The organism is Serratia fonticola (assembly GCF_001006005.1).
GTDB lineage: Bacteria > Pseudomonadota > Gammaproteobacteria > Enterobacterales > Enterobacteriaceae > Chania > Chania fonticola.
The window spans coordinates 1,621,997-1,641,718 of the sequence record NZ_CP011254.1; the positions used below are offsets into that span (position 1 = coordinate 1,621,997).

Sequence of the window (19,722 nt, forward strand, 5' to 3'; positions counted from 1 at the left end):
CCGCTACGGCGGGCGCATCACAACGGTTTCTCATTTCAGGAGCAATATCATGAGTTTCATGCTGGCATTACCGAAAATCAGTTTGCACGGCTGCGGCGCCATTGAAGATATGGTCAAGCTGCTGGCGCAGAAGCAATGGGGTAAGGCGCTGATCGTCACCGACGGTCAACTGGTTGAGCTCGGCCTGCTGGAAGGCCTATTTAACGCCATGCAGCAGCATGCGCTGCCTTATGCCATGTTCAATGAAGTCTTTCCCAACCCCACTGAAGAACTGGTGCAACAGGGCTGGCAAGCGTTCAAACAGCAGCAGTGCGACTATCTGATTGCCTTCGGTGGCGGCAGCCCAATCGATACCGCCAAGGCGATCAAAATCCTGACCGGCAACCCTGCCCCCTCTACCGCCTATTCTGGCGTTGGCAAAGTCAAACATCCAGGCGTCGCCTTGGTGGCCATCAATACCACTGCGGGCACCGCAGCCGAGATGACCAGCAACGCGGTGATCATCGACAGCCTGCGCCACGTCAAAGAAGTGATCATCGACACCAACATCATCCCTGACATCGCCGTGGACGACCCGCAGGTGATGTTGGATATTCCCGCTAGCGTCACCGCCGCCACCGGTATGGACGCACTGACCCACGCGGTGGAAGCCTATGTTTCCGTAGGCGCTCACCCGCTGACCGATCACTCGGCGCTGGAAGCCATCCGCCTGATTAGCACCTGGCTACCTGCCGCTGTAGATGACGGCAAAAACCTGCAGGCACGGGAAATGATGGCCTATGGGCAATACCTGGCAGGGATGGCGTTCAACAGCGCCGGGCTTGGCTTGGTGCACGCATTGGCTCACCAGCCGGGTGCAACCCACAATCTGCCGCACGGCGTCTGCAATGCCATCCTGCTGCCGGTAATCGAAGAGTTTAACCGCCCGAATGCCGTGGCTCGCTTTGCCCGTATTGCGCAGGCAATGGGGGCGGACACGCAAGGCATGAACGAAGAACAGGCTAGCCATCAGGCAATTACCGCCATTCGCGCGCTTTCGTTGCGCGTGGGTATTCCGGCAGGTTTCTCGGCCCTGGGTATCAAGGAAGCCGATATCGAAGGCTGGTTGGATAAAGCGCTGGCTGACCCATGTGCCCCTTGCAACCCACGCACGGCAGATCGCGAACAGGTTCGTGCGCTGTATTTAGCCGCGCTGTGACCCTTAAGGAAAACCTATGATCCGTAAAGCTTTTGTGATGCAGGTAAACCCGGATGCGCACGCCGAATACCAGCAGCGCCACAACCCGATCTGGCCAGAGCTGGAACAGGTGCTGAAGGAGCACGGTGCACACCACTATTCCATCTTCCTGGACGAAGCACGCAACCTGCTGTTTGGCTATGTGGAGATTGAATCTGAAGAACGTTGGGATGCAGTGGCCAACACCGCCGTCTGCCAGCGCTGGTGGCAGCATATGGGCGATGTGATGCCGAGCAATCCCGATCATAGCCCGGTCAGCTCACCGCTGCGTGAAGTGTTTTATCTAGAATAATCAACAGGCGACGGTTAAACCCCGTCGCCTTATTTTTTAACGCCGTACTATTTTTTACTATAAATAATAAACGAGGTTCTTTGGCCGATTTTATCGTACAGCGAACGGGCTGAGGAATTGAACTCCTGGGTCATCCAGTAAACGCGGCTTGACTCTCTCACTTCCGCCTGTTGATAAGCTTCATTAAATAAGCTCTCCGCCACGTTTTGTCCCCGCGCGCTTTTATCAACGAACAGATCCTCAATATAACAATAGTTTTTATCACTCCAGGTCGAGGCGTGATAAACCAAATGCATAAAGCCGAGGATCTGACCCTGATCGTTAACGGCGACCAGGCCGACCAAATCCTGTTTTTGGCACAGGCGGATAAAGGTTTTTTCGGTGATTTCGGCACTGACATCGGCACGATAAAAGTGCAGATACTGCTGCCACAGATGTTCCCAATCCGCTCTATCTGAAGCGATTATGTCCCTGATGGTAACGCCATTTTTAGTCATCAACATAGTCCTACCCCTGCATGTTCAAAGTGGCGCAAGTATAGGCGATGCCATAGGGCGGGGTTAATGGACCAATCCGCTATAGACACCGGACCATTTCAGCGGCTAATTATCCATCTCGTTTAAACAGCGCGTTAGCAACTGGGAAAACTGCTCGACGTTATAGGCTATCTCAATAGGGTCCAGAGCCGCGAAGCCCAGCAACCAGCCAGATAAGGGAATATCTGCAGTACAAAACTCGGAAACGCTTCTCAGCGTTAAATTATACTCAGAAGCATGATGGGCAACAGCTTGCTCAAGCTGTTTACTTTCCACCAGGCAGAGTATTTGCAAACCGCAGTTAGGCACTATAACCTTCACCTTTAAGCCGCAGTGCTTGTTGATCTCGTTAATAAACAGCGCCGCACGGGATGAATATATTTTCTTCATCATCAGGACATGTTCGCGATAATGTCCCTGCATAATGAATTTTGCCAGCGTGCGCTGAGCGATCCCCGAAACCTGGCTGTCCGTATTCGCTCGTGCGGTGGTCATGGGTTTTACCAGCGCCTCTGGCAGCACCATATAAGCCACATGCAGATCCGGGAACAGGGTTTTACTGAAGGTGCCCATATAAATGGTGCGCTGATGGGGGTCTAACCCCTGCAAACAGGCCGTCGCAATGCCTTGGTAGTGGAACTCACTGTCGTAGTCATCTTCGATGATCCACATATCCCGAGCTTTAGCCGCCTCAATTAATGCCAACCGCCTGGCCAGCGAAAGTGCTCGACCGGTCGGATATTGGTTGGAAGGGGTGACATAGACAAATTTGCCGTTAACCTGAGAGCGAATGATTTCGTCGGTACAGATCCCCTGCTCATCCACGGTAATCGGGATAGGCGTTAGCTGGGCCGCCCGAAAGGCCTTAATCGCACCGGTATACCCCGGATTTTCGATAAAGACGCTATCGTCAGCATCCGCCAGGACCTGCGCACATAAAGACAGCGACTGCTGCGTACTGCTCACAATCAGAATTCGATCGGCCTGCGCCTTCACGCCCCGCTCGGCCAGCAGGAAATCGCAAATCGCCTCCCGCAGGTGAATATTACCCTGCAAGTTGCTGCCAGCCGAGATAGACAGCCCCTCTTCTTTGACGGTTTGCTGATATAGCCTGAGCCAAGTATGGATCGGGAAATTACGGGTTTCAGGCATGCCCGGGCTAAATGCCCGCTGCTGGAGCAGGTTGCCTGGTTCAGGCCTGGCATGCTGTGACGATCTCCGGCTCAATGTGAGCTGGCCGCCAGAGGGTGCCGCTGAGTGCTCGCTAGTCAGGCCCAGCAAAGGTTGCTGTCTTTGCGCGACAAAGCTTCCCCGCCCCACCTCTCTGCAGACGTATCCCTCGGTTTCCAGCGCCGTATAACAGTTCTCGATGGTCCCTCGGGATAACTGCAATGAGGCTGCCAACGCACGGCTGGCCGGTAAACGTTGGCCGGTGATGAAGTCGCCCTGCTGGATCATCGTCTTGAAAGCAGCGGCCAGAGCCGTAGTTAATGAAACTTCGGGGACTGTTTGCTTGGCGAGGTTTTTTTGCAGCAAGAGAGTCTGGAGCTGCTTTTCGGTCAGGCGGTTCAAGGCGCAGCTCCACGGAGAGAGAAATTAACGCTGTCGTTAATCAGAAGGAAATCGTCACATGATCAATACCGCAAGCTTTTGCATAGCGAGCAATGGTTTCAACGCTCGATTTCGTTACGTTGTTTTCCATTCTGCTGACTGTTGAAGCATTCACACCCATTGCCTTTGCGACTTGTGCACTAGTAAGTCCTGCGATATTTCGCCACTCTGCCAAGGTTGCCTGCAAACGCTCTTTGCGCATTTCATCCTCAATCGCAGCCTTAAACTCGCTGTTTTCCATCATCTCAGCCTGAACTTGCGAATGTGTTTTATACTTTGTCATTGATCATTTCCTCCAGTCGCTGCATGGCCAGATCTATCTCATTTCTTGGTGTTTTTGGCGTCTTTTTAATAAAAATTCTGAGCATAAAGATCCTCTCACCCTTCTGATAAACCCACATGCCACGTGCGATATCTTTGCCCATGGAACGGATCTCATAGAGTCCATTACCTAGGGGCTTTGTATCTGGTTCTCTCAGTTGTCGGGGATCACTTTCAAGCTTGCTGATAATCCGGGACAGTTTTGCCGCAACGGTCGGGGGCAACGCCTTCAATTCCTTTTCCGCTTCGTAGTGATAGATTACTGTAAACATCTTTCCATCCCTGTGTCTTTGCCACTATTGCACTATAATGCAACTTGCATTGTAGTGCAATTTTCATGTCTTTCTTCAGGGGGCACACAGGGATAAACCGGTATGTGATTTTGTTTCCACATGCCGGTTTACAAGGGGTTTAGTGGGTATTAGAGATAATTAGCAATAACGACTGAAAAGCTATTCAGATACCGTCGCCATACTCAAACCCGTGATTGGCACCGTTGAAGTACTGGTTCATATCCATCGATGGCGTATCGCTTTCCGGGCGGCCAACAATACGCGCGGGCACGCCTGCGGCGGTGGTATGTGGTGGCACGGGTTGCAGCACCACGGAACCGGCACCGATCTTGGCCCCTTTTCCCACTTCGATATTACCGAGGATTTTAGCCCCCGCGCCAATCATCACGCCTTCGCGAATTTTAGGGTGGCGATCGCCGCTGGTTTTACCTGTCCCGCCCAGGGTTACCGACTGCAGGATAGAGACGTTATTCTCTACCACGGCGGTTTCACCGATCACAATGCCGGTGGCGTGGTCGAGCATGATGCCACAGCCGATGGTGGCCGCCGGGTGAATATCCACCCCAAAGGCGACCGAGATTTGATTCTGCAGGTAGATCGCCAATGCCTGGCGGCCCTGCATCCACAACCAATGGCCGATGCGGTACGCCTGCAAGGCATGGAAACCTTTCAGGTACAGCAGCGGCGTTGAATATTTATCTACTGCGGGGTCGCGCAGCCGCACCGCCAGAATATCGCGGGCCGCTGAGACGATCATTTGAGCGTCGGAACGATAGGCATCTTCCACCACCTCACGCACGGCAATCGCCGGCATGATCGGATTAGCCAGTTTGTTCGCCAGAATATAGCTGAGCGCACTGCCCAGATTTTCATGCTTGAGCAAGGTCGCGTGGAAAAAGCTAGCCAGCATCGGTTCACAATCTGCCAGTGCTCTCGCCTCTGATTTAATGCTGCTCCAGACCTGTTCTAACTCTTCTGACGACATCGCTTCCTCTCTGCCAAAACAGACTACCCCGCCTGATCCCGGCAGGGTAACCTAGTCAAATTGTCGCGGCGCGATACATTGCTGCACCGCAGCCAAGGTCAAGCACTGTGCTTTTCGTCTTTCTTGGTGCGCCCAAGCAGAGTCAACGCTGCCTCGCGGGCATTTTTATCACAGTACAGCACCTGATAGATCTGTTCGGTGATCGGCATTTCCACGCCAAAGCGCTGCGCCAGCGCCAATACCTCTTTGGTATTGCGATAGCCTTCAACCACCTGGCCGATGCTATCCTGCGCTTCCTGCACGCCCTTGCCTTGCCCCAGCATAATACCGAAACGACGGTTACGCGATTGATTATCCGTACAGGTCAACACCAGATCGCCCAACCCAGCCATGCCCATAAAGGTGGAAGGATCGGCACCCAATGCCGAGCCGAGACGGCTCATTTCCGCCAGGCCACGAGTGATCAATGCGGTACGCGCGTTGGCACCAAAACCAATACCGTCAGACATACCGGCACCGATGGCAATCACGTTTTTCACCGCCCCACCCAGCTGTACCCCGATGAAATCCGGGTTGCTGTAGACGCGGAAGCTTTTGCCACAGTGCAGCAGCTGCTGTAAATCTTCGGCAAACTGCTCGTCGGTGGCGGCGAGGGCGATCGCCGTTGGCAACCCGGCCGCCAGCTCTTTGGCAAACGTTGGCCCAGAAACGACCGCCAGTGGGATGGTATCCCCCAGTGCTTCACGAGCCACGTCTTGCAACAGCCGCCCCGTTTCCGCTTCCAGACCTTTGGTCGCCCATACGATGCGGGCATCCGGGCGCAGATGAGGTTTTAGCTGACGCAATACGTCACCAAACACGTGGCTAGGCACCACCACCAGCACATCACGGCTGGCCGCTAATGCACGAGCAAGATCGGTTTCGAGCAACAGGGTATCGGGGAAAGGGACGCCGGGAAGGAATGCCTGATTGCAGCGATCGCGCTGCATAATCTGGATCTGCTCGGGGTTATGCCCCCACAGCACTACCGGGTGGCCGTTACGCGCCAGCGTAATGGCTAAAGCGGTGCCGTACGAGCCGGCACCGATTACAGTCATTGAAGCATTGACGGTATTCATCAGGCATCCTGATGAGGTTCAGCGCTTTCGCCTTCCGCCTGCTGCTGCAAATAGCTCATGAACAGCGCGTCAAAGTTTACCGGTGCCAGGTTCAACTGCGGGAAGGTACCGCGAGAAACCAGGCTGGTGATGCACTCACGCGCATACGGGAACAGAATGTTCGGGCAGTATGCACCCAGGCAATGTGCCAGTTGCGTGCCTTCGATACCGGAGATGGAGAAGATACCTGCCTGCTGAACTTCACACAAGAATGCGGTTTCTTCACCCAGAGAGGCGGTAACGGTAACGCGCAGTACCACTTCGTAGACGTCGTCTGCCAGGTGGCTGGAAGCCGTATCCAGATCGAGCTTAACTTCTGGCTGCCATTCTTGCTGGAATACCTGCGGAGCGTTTGGCGCTTCGAATGAGATATCCTTGGTGTAAATGCGTTGGATCTGGAAAGCCATCTCTGTGCTGTTTTGTTCTGACATGTGTGTAATACCCTTGGTTAAATATCCTTATAGACACTCAGTGGTTGCAATACCCACATCTTGGCAGTGGGACGCCGCTGGTTTACAGCAGCGGATCCAGCCCACCGCGAGCATCAAGTGCATGTAAATCATCACAGCCGCCAATATGTTGGCCATCGATGAAAATCTGAGGCACGGTGGTTCGCCCACTGCGCGCAATCATTGCTTCGCGCTTGACGTTATCACCATCGATGGCAATCTCGCTAAACGCAGCTCCCTTGCTGTTCAGCAGCGCCTTGGCGCGATGACAGAACGGGCAGGTTGCCTTGGTGTAGATCTCAATGTTAGCCATGGAAACCCCTTCAATCACACTAAAATTTACTTGCCACGCGCCAACGGCAGGTTTTCTCCACTCCAGCCGGCAATGCCGTCTTTCAGGGTATAGACCTGTTCAAACCCGGCTTTGCTCAGGTTTTCTGCGGGTTCGCGTGAGGCGGTGCCATTGGCACAGACCACGATGACCGGCTGGGCCTTGTGTTTGTCCAGTTCGCCGAAGCTGCCGGTTTTGATCTCGCTCGCCGTCAGGTTGATCGCGTTGGCGATATGGCCTCTGCGGAAATCATCACGGGTACGGGTATCTACCACTACCGCGTCTTCTTTATTAATCAAGCGAGTAGCTTCACCGCGGGCGATCTCTTTAACCTTGGAGAAACGGCTCTTGAAGGTCATGACGATCACGGCAGCCAGCAGACCGACCCAGGCCAGACTAAGTATGGGGTGCCGGCTAACAAATTGCATAATTTCTTGCAGCATGGGGTGTAACAACTCCCGTCAGTTAAGGGAAAAATAAGTCAAGGTTTCAGAGTATACCTGCCGAATGCGTCAAATACAGCCAATAAGCAAACGGGAATGCAGAAACTGCGGAGTACACTGGAAAATTACCGTCATGACGTTGAGAAAGTCGAGGCTGTTCACCGCATCTTTGATCTCTTTGGGCTCTTTTTAGTCGGCCACATTGTAGTATCATCAGGTTCCAGAGGGTGAATAGCCATCATTCCAGCGCCAATGGGCTGATGGCTATTCACAACTTAAAACGATCATAAAGAGGTTACTGCAATGTCGAGCAAGAAAAAGCCCATGGTACTGGTGATCCTGGACGGTTACGGCCACCGGGAAGAGCAACAGGACAACGCGATCCTGAACGCCAAAACGCCGGTCATGGACCGTCTGTGGCAACAACAGCCCCATACCCTGATTGCCGCTTCCGGTCTGGATGTCGGCCTGCCTGATGGCCAGATGGGTAACTCGGAAGTCGGTCACGTGAACCTCGGCGCCGGCCGCATCGTGTATCAGGACCTGACCCGTCTGGATAAAGAGATCAAAGACGGTGACTTCTTCACCAACGCAACGCTGACCAGCGCCGTCGACAAGGCCGTGAAGGCAGGCAAAGCGGTACACATCATGGGCCTGATGTCCCCTGGTGGCGTCCACAGCCATGAAGAACATATCCTGGCGATGATCAAACTGGCCGCACAGCGCGGAGCCAAAGCGGTTTACCTGCATGCCTTCCTGGATGGACGCGACACTCCACCGCGCAGTGCTGAAAATTCACTGAAACGTTTCAGTGACGAATTTGCCACGCTGGGTGCCGGGCGTATCGCCACGGTGATCGGCCGTTACTACGCGATGGATCGTGATAATCGTTGGGACCGCGTACAGCTGGCCTACGATCTGATGACCCAGGCCAAAGGCGAATTCACCGCCGACAACGCCGTGGCCGCGCTGCAGGCTGCCTATGCCCGCGGCGAAAACGACGAGTTCGTTAAACCGACCGTGATCCAGGCAGCGGGCGAAGCCAGCGCCGAAATGAACGACGGTGACGCGTTAATCTTCATGAACTTCCGTGCCGACCGTGCGCGCCAGATCACCCGCGCCTTCGTCAATGCCGATTTCGACGGCTTCCCACGTAGCAAAGTGGTCAAGTTTGGTGATTTTGTCATGCTGACCGAATACGCCGCCGACATCAAAACCGCCTGTGCCTATCCACCAGCCTCGCTGGCCAACACCTTCGGTGAGTGGCTGATGAAGCACGACAAAACCCAGCTGCGCATCTCGGAAACCGAAAAATACGCCCACGTCACCTTCTTCTATAACGGCGGTGTCGAAGAACCGTTCAAAGGTGAAGACCGTATTCTGATCAACTCGCCAAAAGTGGCCACCTACGATTTACAGCCAGAGATGAGCTCCGCCGAGCTGACCGAAAAGCTGCTGGCAGCCATCCACAGCGGTAAATATGACGCCATCATCTGTAACTACCCGAACGGCGACATGGTTGGCCACACCGGTGTCTATGATGCAGCCGTCAAAGCGGTAGAAACCCTGGATAACTGTATTGCGCAAGTCGTTGAAGCGGTGAAAGCCGTTGACGGCCAACTCTTGGTTACAGCCGATCACGGTAACGCCGAGCAAATGCGCGATCCGGCTACCGGCCAGGCGCACACTGCCCATACCAGCCTGCCAGTACCGTTGATCTACATCGGTAAAGCCGCCAAAGCGGTGGAAGGTGGCAAACTGTCCGACATCGCTCCAACCATGCTGTCACTGATGGGAATGGAAATCCCGCAAGAGATGACTGGTAAGCCGCTGTTCATCGTGGAATAATCCTTCCCCATGAGGGAGAAGGCGAATTTTGCACTATCAAGGGTAACCCGAAGCGCAAACTCAGGCAGCCAACCGCTGCCTGAACGCTCCGCGCCACGGAAGTTAACCACACTCTGCGCCAGCGTGTTTTTCGCTGGCGCATTGCTGTTGCCATTCACCGGCAACGCCGCGGAAGATAACAAATCCCAGCTCAAAGACATTCAGCAGAGCATCGCCGAAAAAGAAAAAGCGGTTAAACTGCAGCAACAACAGCGCAGTTCGCTGCAAAATCAGCTCAAACTCCAGGAAAAGACCATCGCGCAAGCCAGCCGTTCGCTGCGTGATACCCAAGGTACGCTCGACATACTGGGCAAAGACATTTCCGGGCTGAACACCTCCATCGCCAAGCTACAAAAACAGCAGTCCACTCAGCAGGAAATCCTCGCCAAACAGCTCGATGCCGCCTTCCGCCAAGGGCAACACAGCGCCTTGCAGTTGGTGCTCAGCGGTGAAGAAACCCAGCGCAGTGAACGCATGCTGGCCTATTTTGGCTATCTGAACGAAGCGCGCCAGCAGTCCATTGAACAGCTCAAGCAGACCCGTAAGCAATTGGCAGAGCAAAAGAGCTCGCTGGTGGCCAAACAGGGTCAGCAGAAATCCTTGCTTGGCGAGCAACAAACCCAGCAGCAAAAGCTGGAACAGGCACGCATCGCCCGTAAAAAAACCCTGACCGCGTTAGAAGCCTCGTTGGAAAAAGATCAGCAGCGGCTGGTGGAACTGCGCCAGAACGAAACCCGTCTTCGCGATCAGATCGCCCGTGCCGAACGTGAAGCCCGCGCCCGAGCCGAACGCGAAGCGCGTGAAGCGGCCAAGGTGCGTGAGCAGGTCAAAGTCAAAGAGCAGCAGGCGAAGAAAACCGGCACCAGCTATAAGCCGAGCGAAGGTGAGCGTTCACTGATGGCGCGAACCGGCGGTTTAGGCAAGCCTGGGGGGCAAGCCGTATGGCCAGTGCGTGGCCGCATCGAACATCGCTTTGGCGAGCAACTGCAAGGCGAGTTACGCTGGAAAGGCATGGTGATCTCCGCAGCCGAAGGCAGCGAAGTGAAAGCCATTGCCGATGGCCGCGTGCTGCTGGCCGACTGGCTGCAAGGCTATGGCCTGGTGGTCGTGGTCGAACACGGTAAGGGCGATATGAGCCTGTATGGCTACAACCAGAGCGCTTTGGTTAGCGTCGGGGCGCAGGTGCGTGCCGGTCAGCCTATCGCCCTTGTCGGTACCAGCGGTGGTCAGGGAACGCCATCGCTCTATTTCGAAATCCGTCGCCAGGGTCAGGCCGTTAACCCACAGCCGTGGTTGGGAAGATAGATTTGTACTATAGCAAAACGCGTACTGCCCTGTTGCTGAGTGCGCTGCTGTTCGTTAGCGCAGCACAGGCAGGCAAGCTCTCTATCGTGATCGATGACGTGGGCTATCGCCCACATGAAGAAAATGCCGTACTGCAAATGCCGACGGCGATCTCGGTTGCCGTGCTGCCCAATGCGCCTCACGCCCATCTGATGGCCACCAAAGCCCATAGCCAAGGCCGTGAAGTGCTGATCCACATGCCCATGGCTCCGCTCAGCAAACAGCCGCTGGAGCGCGATACCTTACAACCCTCCATGAGCAGTGAAGAAGTGCAGCGTATCATCCGTAACGCGGTGAATAACGTGCCTTTTGCGGTGGGCATGAATAACCATATGGGCAGCGCCATGACCTCCAGCCTGCCGGGCATGCAAAAGGTCATGCAGGCGCTGGAAAGCTACCATCTCTATTTTCTCGACAGCATGACCATCGGCAACAGCCAGGCCACACATGCGGCGGCGGGCACCGGCGTGAAGGTGATCAAACGCAGGGTGTTCCTTGACGATACGGCCAACCCTGACGATATCCGCCGCCAGTTTAATCGTGCCGTCGAACTGGCGCGCCGCAACGGATCGGCCATCGCCATCGGCCACCCGCGCCCGGCAACGGTAAAAGTGCTGCAACAGATGCTGGCTACGCTGCCTTCAGACATTGTGCTGGTGAAACCCAGCTCACTGCTCAATGAACCGCAGCAGAGCGGAAGCGGCTATGTGCCGCCATCCAAGCCACACAAACCGCAGCCGAAAAATCCGTTCACCGGTGGCATCAAGCAGTGCAAAGTTAAATTACCGCAGGAAGGCGTGAATGCCAGCCATGCGCTGGGCATCATTGCAGAAAGCGTGGCGCAATCGCCGGTCGTGGTGGTGATCAAACGCCATTGGCAGCACTGGATGGGTTCAGAGTCGACCAAACCATAAGATAAAAGGCGGGGCTTACGCTCCGCCTTTCATTAATGACCAAGTAGCCAAGGGGCGCCGCATGCAGCGCCCGCTTAGCCAATCACATCAATCCCAGCTCAGTACCACTTTCCCAGACTGCCCGGAACGCATGGCGTCAAAGCCCTGCTGGAACTCGTCAATCGAGAAACGGTGGGTGATGATCGGCGTCAGATCCAGACCGGATTGGATCAGTGCCGCCATCTTGTACCAGGTTTCGAACATTTCGCGGCCGTAGATCCCTTTGATAAACAGCCCCTTGAAGATCACCTGGGTCCAGTCAATCGACATATCCGAAGGTGGGATCCCCAGCATCGCAATACGGCCGCCGTGGTTCATGGCATTGAGCAACGAACGGAACGCCGGTGGCGCACCGGACATCTCCAGGCCCACGTCAAACCCTTCGGTCATGCCCAACTCGGCCATCACGTCCGTCAGGTTTTCTTTGCTGACGTTTACCGCACGGGTCACACCCATCTTGCGCGCCAGCTCCAGGCGATATTCGTTCACGTCGGTGATCACCACGTGGCGTGCACCAACGTGTTTACATACCGCAGCGGCCATAATGCCGATTGGGCCTGCGCCAGACACCAGCACGTCTTCCCCAACCAGGTCGAAGGAGAGTGCGGTATGCACGGCGTTGCCAAACGGGTCGAAGATCGAGGCCAGCTCGTCCGAGATATTGTCCGGGATTTTGAAGGCGTTGAACGCCGGGATCACCAGATATTCGGCAAATGAACCCGGGCGGTTTACGCCCACGCCAGTGGTGTTGCGGCACAGGTGCGTACGGCCACCGCGGCAATTACGGCAGTGGCCACAGGTGATGTGCCCTTCGCCAGAAACGCGATCGCCGATGCTGAAGCCTTTGACCTCCTGGCCGATGGCGACCACTTCACCCAGATATTCGTGGCCGACGACCATCGGTACCGGAATGGTTTTCTGCGACCATTCGTCCCAGTTATAGATATGCACATCAGTACCGCAGATAGCGGTTTTGCGGATCTTAATCATGACATCGTTGTGGCCCAGCTCAGGCTGAGGCACATCGGTCATCCAAATACCTTCTTCCGCTTTCAGTTTTGCTAACGCTTTCATCGAATTACCTTATGCAATAACGCCAAGCGTCTTACCGATGCGGATAAACGCCTCAACGGCACGTTCAATCTGCTCCGGTGAGTGATCGGCTGACATCTGGGTGCGGATACGTGCCTGACCTTTTGGCACCACCGGGTAGAAGAAACCAGTAACGTAGATGCCTTCCTTAAGCAGTGCGTTGGCGAAATCCTGCGCCAGTTTTGCTTCACCCAACATCACTGGGATGATGGCGTGATCGGCCCCGGCAAGCGTAAAGCCCGCTGCGGTCATTTTTTCGCGGAACAGGCTGGCATTGGCCCACAGACGATCGCGCAGGGCGTCCCCGTCTTCGAGCAGTTCCAACACCTTGATCGAGGCTGCAACAATGGCCGGCGCCAGCGAGTTGGAGAACAGATAAGGACGTGAACGCTGACGCAGCCACTCAACAACCTCTTTCTTGCCAGCGGTATAGCCGCCGGAAGCTCCGCCCAGCGCCTTACCCAAGGTGCCGGTGATAATATCGACGCGGTCCATCACTTCGCAGTATTCGTGCGTCCCACGCCCGTTGGCGCCGACAAACCCCACCGCGTGGGAGTCATCGACCATCACCAGCGCATCGTATTGGTCCGCCAGATCGCACACGCCCTTCAGGTTGGCGATCACACCGTCCATAGAGAACACCCCGTCGGTGGCGATCATGATGTGGCGCGCACCGTCTGCCTTGGCCTGCTTCAGCTGCTCGGCCAGTTCACTCATGTCGTTATTGGCATAGCGATAGCGCTTGGCCTTGCACAGGCGCACGCCGTCGATGATCGAAGCATGGTTCAGCGCGTCGGAAATAATGGCGTCTTCCGGGCCCAGCAGGGTTTCAAACAGGCCACCGTTGGCGTCAAAACAAGAGGAGTAGAGGATCGCATCTTCCATTCCCAGGAAATCGGCCAACTTTTGTTCCAACTGCTTATGGCTATCCTGTGTACCACAGATAAAACGCACTGACGCCATGCCGAAGCCATGGCTGTCCATCCCAGCCTTTGCCGCCGCGATCAGCGCCGGGTGGTTAGCCAGCCCGAGATAGTTATTGGCGCAGAAGTTGATCACCTGGCGACCATCGGCCACCGAGATATCGGCCTGTTGGGCCGACGTGATAATGCGCTCTTGTTTAAACAGCCCTTCGGCGCGAGTGGTAGCAAGCTGCTGTTCCAGCTGCTGGTAAAAAGACGCAGACATTCGGTCATCTCCAGGATAGGGGCATTTTCGGCATATTTTACTGCTTTGTTACTAAACTGACGACATTCCGCCACAGAGAATCTGAAAATTGCAGCAGATATCACGGCAAACCGGCACATCGTGTAACGGCACGGGATATTAAGAGCCGTACCGATGTTCCCAATGGCATGAAATGCTATTATAGGCAGCATATAGGGTGGAGCATTGTGCACCACCGGGAAGAACACAGGGGTAAACCCAATGATTATCGTCACTGGCGGCGCTGGCATGATTGGCAGCAACATCATCAAGGCACTGAATGAAAACGGATATCGCGATATCCTGGTGGTGGATAACCTGAAAGATGGCACCAAATTCGTTAACCTGGTCGACCTTGATATCGCTGACTATGTCGATAAAGAAGACTTTATCGCCAGCATCATGGCCGGTGACGATTTGGGCGAAATTGACGCCATTTTCCATGAAGGTGCCTGCTCCTCCACCACCGAGTGGGATGGCAAATACATGATGGATAACAACTATCAGTATTCCAAAGACATCCTGCATTACTGCCTGGATCGTCAGATCCCGTTCCTGTATGCCTCTTCTGCTGCCACCTACGGCGGCCGCACCGATAACTTTATCGAAGAGCGTCAGTTTGAGCAGCCGCTGAACGTTTACGGCTACTCCAAATTCCTGTTCGACCAATACGTGCGCGAGATCCTGCCAGAAGCGGATTCGCAGGTGTGTGGCTTCCGTTACTTCAACGTTTACGGCCCGCGTGAAGGCCATAAAGGCAGCATGGCCAGCGTAGCGTTCCACCTGAACAACCAGATCAACCGCGGCGAAAATCCAAAACTGTTCGCCGGCAGCGAAAACTTCAAGCGTGACTTCATCTACGTCGGCGACGTGGCGGCAGTCAACCTGTGGTTCTGGAAGAACGGTGTATCCGGCATCTTCAACTGCGGTACCGGTCGTGCGGAAACCTTCCAGGCGGTGGCCGATGCAGTGGTGGAATATCATCAGTCCGGTGCCGTGGAATACATTGAGTTCCCGGAAAAGCTGAAAGGCCGCTACCAGGCTTACACTCAGGCCGATCAAACCAAGTTGCGCGCTGCCGGTTATAACGCACCGTTCAAAACCGTGGCCGAAGGCGTGAAAGAATACATGGCCTGGTTGAATCGTCCCGCTTAAGCGCTGAAGGAAGTTACTCACGGTATGAAAATACTGGTCATTGGCCCTTCGTGGGTTGGCGATATGATGATGTCGCAAAGTCTCTACCGCACCCTGAAGGCCGAGTACCCGTCGGCAGAAATCGATGTGATGGCACCTGCCTGGTGCCGTCCTCTGCTGGCGCGGATGCCCGAAGTCAACCAGGCGTTGGCAATGCCGCTGGGCCACGGTGCCCTGGCATTGGGCGAACGCCGCCGTCTTGGCCATGCGCTACGCGCTAATGGTTATGACCGCGCCTATGTGCTGCCCAACTCATTCAAGTCTGCCCTGGTGCCCTTCTTTGCCAACGTGCCTCAGCGTACCGGCTGGCGCGGCGAGATGCGCTACGGCCTGCTCAACGATCTCCGCGTGCTGGATAAAGCGGCATTTCCACTGATGGTGCAGCGCTATGTCGCACTGGCCTATGACAAGCAGCGGATACAGCGCGCCGAAGATCTGCCGCAGCCGATACTCTGGCCGCAGTTGCAGGTCAGTGACGAAGAGATTGCCGAAACCACTTCGGCGTTTAATCTCACCGATCACCGGCCCATTATCGGTTTTTGCCCAGGCGCCGAATTCGGCCCGGCCAAGCGCTGGCCGCATTACCACTACGCCACGCTGGCGCAGATGCTGATCGATGCAGGCTATCAAATCGCCCTGTTTGGCTCAGCCAAAGACCACGAGGCCGGTGAGCAGATCCGTGCCGCCTTGGCGGAAAAATCTCGCGATTTCTGCTTCAACCTGGCCGGGGAAACCCAGCTCGAACAGGCAGTGATCCTGTTGGCCTCCTGCCGGGCCGTAGTCAGTAACGATTCCGGCCTGATGCACGTTGCAGCAGCGTTGAATAAACCTCTGATAGCCTTGTACGGCCCAAGCAGCCCGGACTTCACCCCGCCGTTATCTCATCAGGCCAAAGTGATCCGCCTGATCAGTGGTTATCACAAGGTACGCAAAGGCGATGCCGACCAGGGTTATCACCAGAGCCTGATCGACATCCAGCCACAGCAGGTGTTAGACGCGCTGACGCCGTTACTAGCCGCCAGCGAGGAATAATCATGCAGGTGCTGATAGTAAAGACCTCTTCGATGGGGGATGTGCTCCATACGCTGCCGGCCTTGACCGACGCGATGCATGCCATCCCCGGTATCCGCTTCGATTGGGTGGTGGAAGAGGGGTTCAGCCAGATCCCTACCTGGCATCCGGCGGTGGATCGCGTGATCCCGGTAGCCATTCGCCGCTGGCGTAAAAATTGGTTTGGTAGTGAAACGCGCCAACAGCGCTGCGATTTCAAGCGCCAGGTACAGGAGCGCAACTATGACCTCGTGATCGACGCCCAGGGCCTGATCAAGAGTGCAGCGTTGGTGACACGCATCGCGCACGGCAGCAAACACGGTCTGGACTGCAAAAGCGTCCGTGAGCCTTTTGCCAGCTGGTTCTATAATCATCGCCATGAGGTCGACAAGCAGCAGCATGCGGTGGAACGCATTCGCGAGCTGTTCGCCAAGAGCCTGGGGTATGCAAAGCCGCAGAGCACGGGTGATTACGCCATTGCCGCTCGTTTTCTGAGCCAACCACCCGCCGATGCCGGGCAATATCTGGTGTTCCTGCACGCCACTACGCGGGATGAGAAACACTGGCCGGAGGCAAACTGGCGCGAATTGCTCGCGCTGATCGCTCCGAGCGGCCTAAAGATCAAGCTACCTTGGGGGGCTGAGCACGAACGCCAACGCGCTTTACGGCTGGCAGAAGGGTTTGAACATGTTGAGGTGTTGCCCAAGCTCAGCCTGCAACAGGTCGCAGAAGTGCTGGCTGGAGCCAAAGCCGTGGTGTCGGTCGATACCGGGTTAAGCCACCTGACCGCTGCGCTCGATCGCCCGAATATCACCCTGTTCGGCCCGACCGATCCGGGGCTGATTGGGGGTTACGGGCAGAATCAGCACTCAATTATATCGACTGACCATAAGATGGCTTCCATTTCAGCTGATGAGGTATTTTCTTTGCTGCAGGAGCAAAATCGATGAAACGGTTACACGTCATCAATCTGGAAAAAATGGGTGGAGCCGAAAAGATCTTTCTTCAATTCCTCACCAATGCCACTTCAGGCAGCGATAGCGTCCTTTGTATTAGTAACAAAATTGGGCCAGAAATTGCTCGTGAACTGGGAAACACTCCGTTAACTTTCGCCAATCGGATCATCCCTAACAGCAAACTGAAATATCCAGTTTTTTTGCGTAAAGCCGCGCTGCTACGCAAAATTGAGCGGCAACGAGCCGATTTGGTCATTTTCTGGGACTTCGTCCCTAATCTGGCACGTAAGATCTGTGGTAGTAAAACAATTTATTATGATCATGGTTGCTCGTGGCGCTTTCCATTAAATCGCAAAACACTAGGATTTTTCGAAAAAGTGGACGGCTGCATTGCCGTCAGTCATGCTTCCAAGCGAGTGATGGAAGAACGTTTCAAGTTAACCTGCCCAATTGAGATCGTCAGCAACTGTGTGCCACCACCAGCGACAGTCATTGCAAAGACTGCCGAACCTACCCAATGCATACAACTGGGCACCGCCTCACGCTTGGTGTCACTCAAGGGAATCGGGATTTCTATCCTGACCCTTCAGGCACTTTTGCAGATGAATATCACCACCGAGCTCTATATTGCCGGAAAAGGGCCGGATGAGAATGCATTGCAGGAGTTAGTGGCTCGACTTGGTTTACAACAACAGGTTCATTTCCTGGGCTTTCAACAGGATTTAACTGCTTTCTTCAGCAAAATTGATTTCTATATCAGTTCACCGGTCACCGAACCTTTCGGACTTTCCTGTATGGAAGCCTTGTACCATGGCGTGCCGGTAATCTTCCCACTCATTGACGGCCAGCCGGAAGTAATCATCAATGGTGAGTGCGGCATCGGCATTACCCCCACTCTAACTTTCGCACAATACCAAGCCCTGACTGGCATCGAGATCGACTTTCCGCATCAGGTATTCAATACCGTGACGCAGCAAATGATGGATCCTTTAGTGCTCTCACCCGAGTTATGTGCCCAACAGATTGCCGACATACTGGCACAGCGACATTATCTGACTCTGAGCCAAAATGCCTTACAACACGCCCATAGCCATTTTGATTACGCTCAGTTTGTTCAAACGCTGGAGCGGAGTTTTGCATGCTTCGTAAAATAAAGGCCATCAATGCCATGACGCTTGCATTTATTTTGGCAGCCATGGCAGTCTCAACCTCGTTGACCGACAGTACACTAAACCGCAATGCGTTTTATCTGGCGACGCTGATTGCCGCTATAACACTGCTTATCAGCCGACCACGTAATATACCCCGAGAAGTCATACTCATCGCCTCAGGAATCTTTGTTATTGGTCTTAGCCAGGCCTTGTGGCTCTGGCGTTTTCCCTCTTTTGGGCCACTCGAAGCCGATGAAGAATATTTGACCACTGCGTTGCGCCTGATAAGTGGATCGGTACTGATTTTCGCCATGGGTTCCCTACGCAACAGTTGGGGTTCTAAGACCGTCAGCCTAATCAAAGGTCTGATCGTTTTCGGCTTCTTTTACACCTCCGCGATGGGGTTGTATTACCATGCCCAAGCCCCCGATCTGCGGTTGCAAATCAAAACTGTTTCCACTATGACAGCCTATATTTACGTGTTGCAGTCTTTGTTGACAATGTATGTAATTACATCGCTCAACCTGCGTTATAAATCGCAGGCGATCTCGTTGGTCATTTTGGTGACGTTGTGGATCCTCATGCTGACCGAGACACGCTCCTCTCTCTTGTTCTACCCAATAATTTTGCTGCTGGTATTTTGCCGCAGGCACCATTTCTCGATAAAAATGATAGCTATCTCGTGTGGTATTGTTGTACTAACTGCTGCTGCCTTCCATTTTTTTGAAAGCACAACCGATCGCCTGATCGGAACCGCTACCGAGCTTAACAACTACCAGAAAGGTGACGGAAATTCGTCCGTAGGATCGCGCATTAGTATGTGGAAAGCGGGGGTTGATGCTATCAAGCATTACCCGGCAGGCCAAAGTGCCGATACGCGCCTGATTGGCACTACCCGTTTTATCAACCAGCATGAAGGTGGCAATCCTGAGGCACTACGCAATCTGGTGTTCCATCTACACAATGATATGATTGAAGCCGGTTCGCTGCAGGGCATTGGTGGTATGGCGGCACTGTTACTATTTTTCACTCTGAGCCTATATGCCTGCCTAACAAGTGTTGCAGCCAGACCGATTTTGTTATTGGTTCTACTACCCACTTTTGTTATTGGATTGGTCGATACCTTGTTTATCGATCACCGGTATGTCACCAGTCTCACGCTGCTACTGGCCATCTACCTCTGCCTGCCACCTCCGGCCAATAAGAATACGTGTTCAAATGTGGAATAACCGAA

At 54.5% G+C, this 19,722-nt stretch carries 21 protein-coding genes; 10 read left to right on the forward strand and 11 right to left on the reverse strand.

Annotated elements, in window-relative coordinates:
- Positions 1–49 precede the first annotated feature (49 nt).
- Positions 50–1,198, forward strand: a complete 1,149-nt coding sequence (gene fucO, locus WN53_RS07170) for a lactaldehyde reductase (protein ID WP_024482894.1) — start codon at positions 50–52, stop codon at positions 1,196–1,198.
- Between the two features lie 16 nt (positions 1,199–1,214).
- Entirely contained in the window at positions 1,215–1,529 is a 315-nt protein-coding gene (gene rhaM / locus WN53_RS07175; protein ID WP_024482895.1) for an L-rhamnose mutarotase, read from the forward strand.
- Between the two features lie 47 nt (positions 1,530–1,576).
- On the opposite strand, the gene WN53_RS07180 is transcribed toward rhaM, so the two are convergent.
- The 9 genes from WN53_RS07180 to WN53_RS07220 all read right to left on the reverse strand — a co-directional run bounded on the left by WN53_RS07180 (position 1,577) and on the right by WN53_RS07220 (position 7,655).
- Complete coding sequence (locus tag WN53_RS07180; RefSeq protein WP_024482896.1) at positions 1,577–2,032, reverse strand: GNAT family N-acetyltransferase; 456 nt, start codon at positions 2,030–2,032, stop codon at positions 1,577–1,579.
- 99 nt (positions 2,033–2,131) lie between these two features.
- On the reverse strand, positions 2,132–3,637 hold the full coding sequence (gene pdxR, locus WN53_RS07185; protein WP_024482897.1) for a MocR-like pyridoxine biosynthesis transcription factor PdxR: 1,506 nt from the start codon (positions 3,635–3,637) through the stop codon (positions 2,132–2,134).
- A 40-nt stretch (positions 3,638–3,677) separates the two neighbouring features.
- Positions 3,678–3,959, reverse strand: coding sequence for a helix-turn-helix domain-containing protein (locus WN53_RS07190; protein WP_024482898.1), 282 nt, complete (start codon positions 3,957–3,959; stop codon positions 3,678–3,680).
- A complete protein-coding gene (locus WN53_RS07195) occupies positions 3,946–4,269 on the reverse strand; it encodes a type II toxin-antitoxin system RelE/ParE family toxin (protein ID WP_024482899.1) in 324 nt (107 codons plus the stop codon). The genes WN53_RS07190 and WN53_RS07195 overlap by 14 nt, the downstream gene beginning before the upstream one ends.
- Positions 4,270–4,453: 184 nt before the next feature.
- Positions 4,454–5,275 (reverse strand): serine O-acetyltransferase, encoded by an 822-nt coding sequence (gene cysE, locus WN53_RS07200; protein WP_024482900.1) that lies wholly within the window; start codon positions 5,273–5,275, stop codon positions 4,454–4,456.
- Between the two features lie 98 nt (positions 5,276–5,373).
- Positions 5,374–6,393, reverse strand: coding sequence for an NAD(P)H-dependent glycerol-3-phosphate dehydrogenase (gpsA, locus tag WN53_RS07205; RefSeq protein WP_024482901.1), 1,020 nt, complete (start codon positions 6,391–6,393; stop codon positions 5,374–5,376).
- Positions 6,393–6,863, reverse strand: coding sequence for a protein-export chaperone SecB (secB, locus tag WN53_RS07210; RefSeq protein WP_021181865.1), 471 nt, complete (start codon positions 6,861–6,863; stop codon positions 6,393–6,395). Before secB ends, gpsA begins: the two co-directional genes overlap by 1 nt.
- Before the next feature lie 82 nt (positions 6,864–6,945).
- Complete coding sequence (grxC, locus tag WN53_RS07215) at positions 6,946–7,194, reverse strand: glutaredoxin 3 (protein ID WP_024482902.1); 249 nt, start codon at positions 7,192–7,194, stop codon at positions 6,946–6,948.
- 26 nt (positions 7,195–7,220) lie between these two features.
- Positions 7,221–7,655, reverse strand: coding sequence for a rhodanese-like domain-containing protein (locus tag WN53_RS07220; RefSeq protein ID WP_024482903.1), 435 nt, complete (start codon positions 7,653–7,655; stop codon positions 7,221–7,223).
- A gap of 303 nt (positions 7,656–7,958) precedes the next feature.
- Here WN53_RS07220 and gpmM point away from each other — a divergent pair, with 303 nt between their 5' ends.
- The 3 genes from gpmM to WN53_RS07235 are packed head-to-tail and all read left to right on the forward strand — an operon-like array spanning position 7,959 to position 11,800.
- The gene (gpmM, locus tag WN53_RS07225; protein ID WP_024482904.1) at positions 7,959–9,503 is read left to right on the forward strand and encodes a 2,3-bisphosphoglycerate-independent phosphoglycerate mutase; all 1,545 of its coding nucleotides are present in this window, start codon (positions 7,959–7,961) and stop codon (positions 9,501–9,503) included.
- Positions 9,504–9,512: 9 nt separating this feature from the next.
- Entirely contained in the window at positions 9,513–10,847 is a 1,335-nt protein-coding gene (envC, locus tag WN53_RS07230; RefSeq protein ID WP_046808034.1) for a murein hydrolase activator EnvC, read from the forward strand.
- Between the two features lie 2 nt (positions 10,848–10,849).
- Positions 10,850–11,800 (forward strand): divergent polysaccharide deacetylase family protein, encoded by a 951-nt coding sequence (locus tag WN53_RS07235; RefSeq protein ID WP_024482905.1) that lies wholly within the window; start codon positions 10,850–10,852, stop codon positions 11,798–11,800.
- 87 nt (positions 11,801–11,887) lie between these two features.
- Here WN53_RS07235 and tdh read toward each other — a convergent pair whose 3' ends face one another.
- Together tdh and kbl are read right to left on the reverse strand one after the other, a co-directional pair.
- On the reverse strand, positions 11,888–12,913 hold the full coding sequence (gene tdh, locus WN53_RS07240; protein WP_024482906.1) for an L-threonine 3-dehydrogenase: 1,026 nt from the start codon (positions 12,911–12,913) through the stop codon (positions 11,888–11,890).
- A 9-nt stretch (positions 12,914–12,922) separates the two neighbouring features.
- On the reverse strand, positions 12,923–14,119 hold the full coding sequence (kbl, locus tag WN53_RS07245; protein WP_024482907.1) for a glycine C-acetyltransferase: 1,197 nt from the start codon (positions 14,117–14,119) through the stop codon (positions 12,923–12,925).
- 240 nt (positions 14,120–14,359) lie between these two features.
- Between kbl and rfaD the strand changes: the two genes are divergently transcribed.
- From rfaD to WN53_RS07270, 5 genes are read left to right on the forward strand one after another with little or no spacing between them, the layout of a single operon-like run.
- Positions 14,360–15,292, forward strand: coding sequence for an ADP-glyceromanno-heptose 6-epimerase (rfaD, locus tag WN53_RS07250; protein WP_024482908.1), 933 nt, complete (start codon positions 14,360–14,362; stop codon positions 15,290–15,292).
- Between the two features lie 24 nt (positions 15,293–15,316).
- Entirely contained in the window at positions 15,317–16,363 is a 1,047-nt protein-coding gene (gene rfaF, locus WN53_RS07255) for an ADP-heptose--LPS heptosyltransferase RfaF (protein ID WP_024482909.1), read from the forward strand.
- A gap of 2 nt (positions 16,364–16,365) precedes the next feature.
- Positions 16,366–17,331 (forward strand): lipopolysaccharide heptosyltransferase RfaC, encoded by a 966-nt coding sequence (gene rfaC / locus WN53_RS07260; RefSeq protein ID WP_024482910.1) that lies wholly within the window; start codon positions 16,366–16,368, stop codon positions 17,329–17,331.
- On the forward strand, positions 17,328–18,491 hold the full coding sequence (locus WN53_RS07265; RefSeq protein WP_024482911.1) for a glycosyltransferase: 1,164 nt from the start codon (positions 17,328–17,330) through the stop codon (positions 18,489–18,491). The genes rfaC and WN53_RS07265 overlap by 4 nt, the downstream gene beginning before the upstream one ends.
- Positions 18,476–19,717 (forward strand): O-antigen ligase family protein, encoded by a 1,242-nt coding sequence (locus WN53_RS07270; protein ID WP_080660645.1) that lies wholly within the window; start codon positions 18,476–18,478, stop codon positions 19,715–19,717. The genes WN53_RS07265 and WN53_RS07270 overlap by 16 nt, the downstream gene beginning before the upstream one ends.
- The last annotated feature ends 5 nt before the right edge of the window (positions 19,718–19,722 follow it).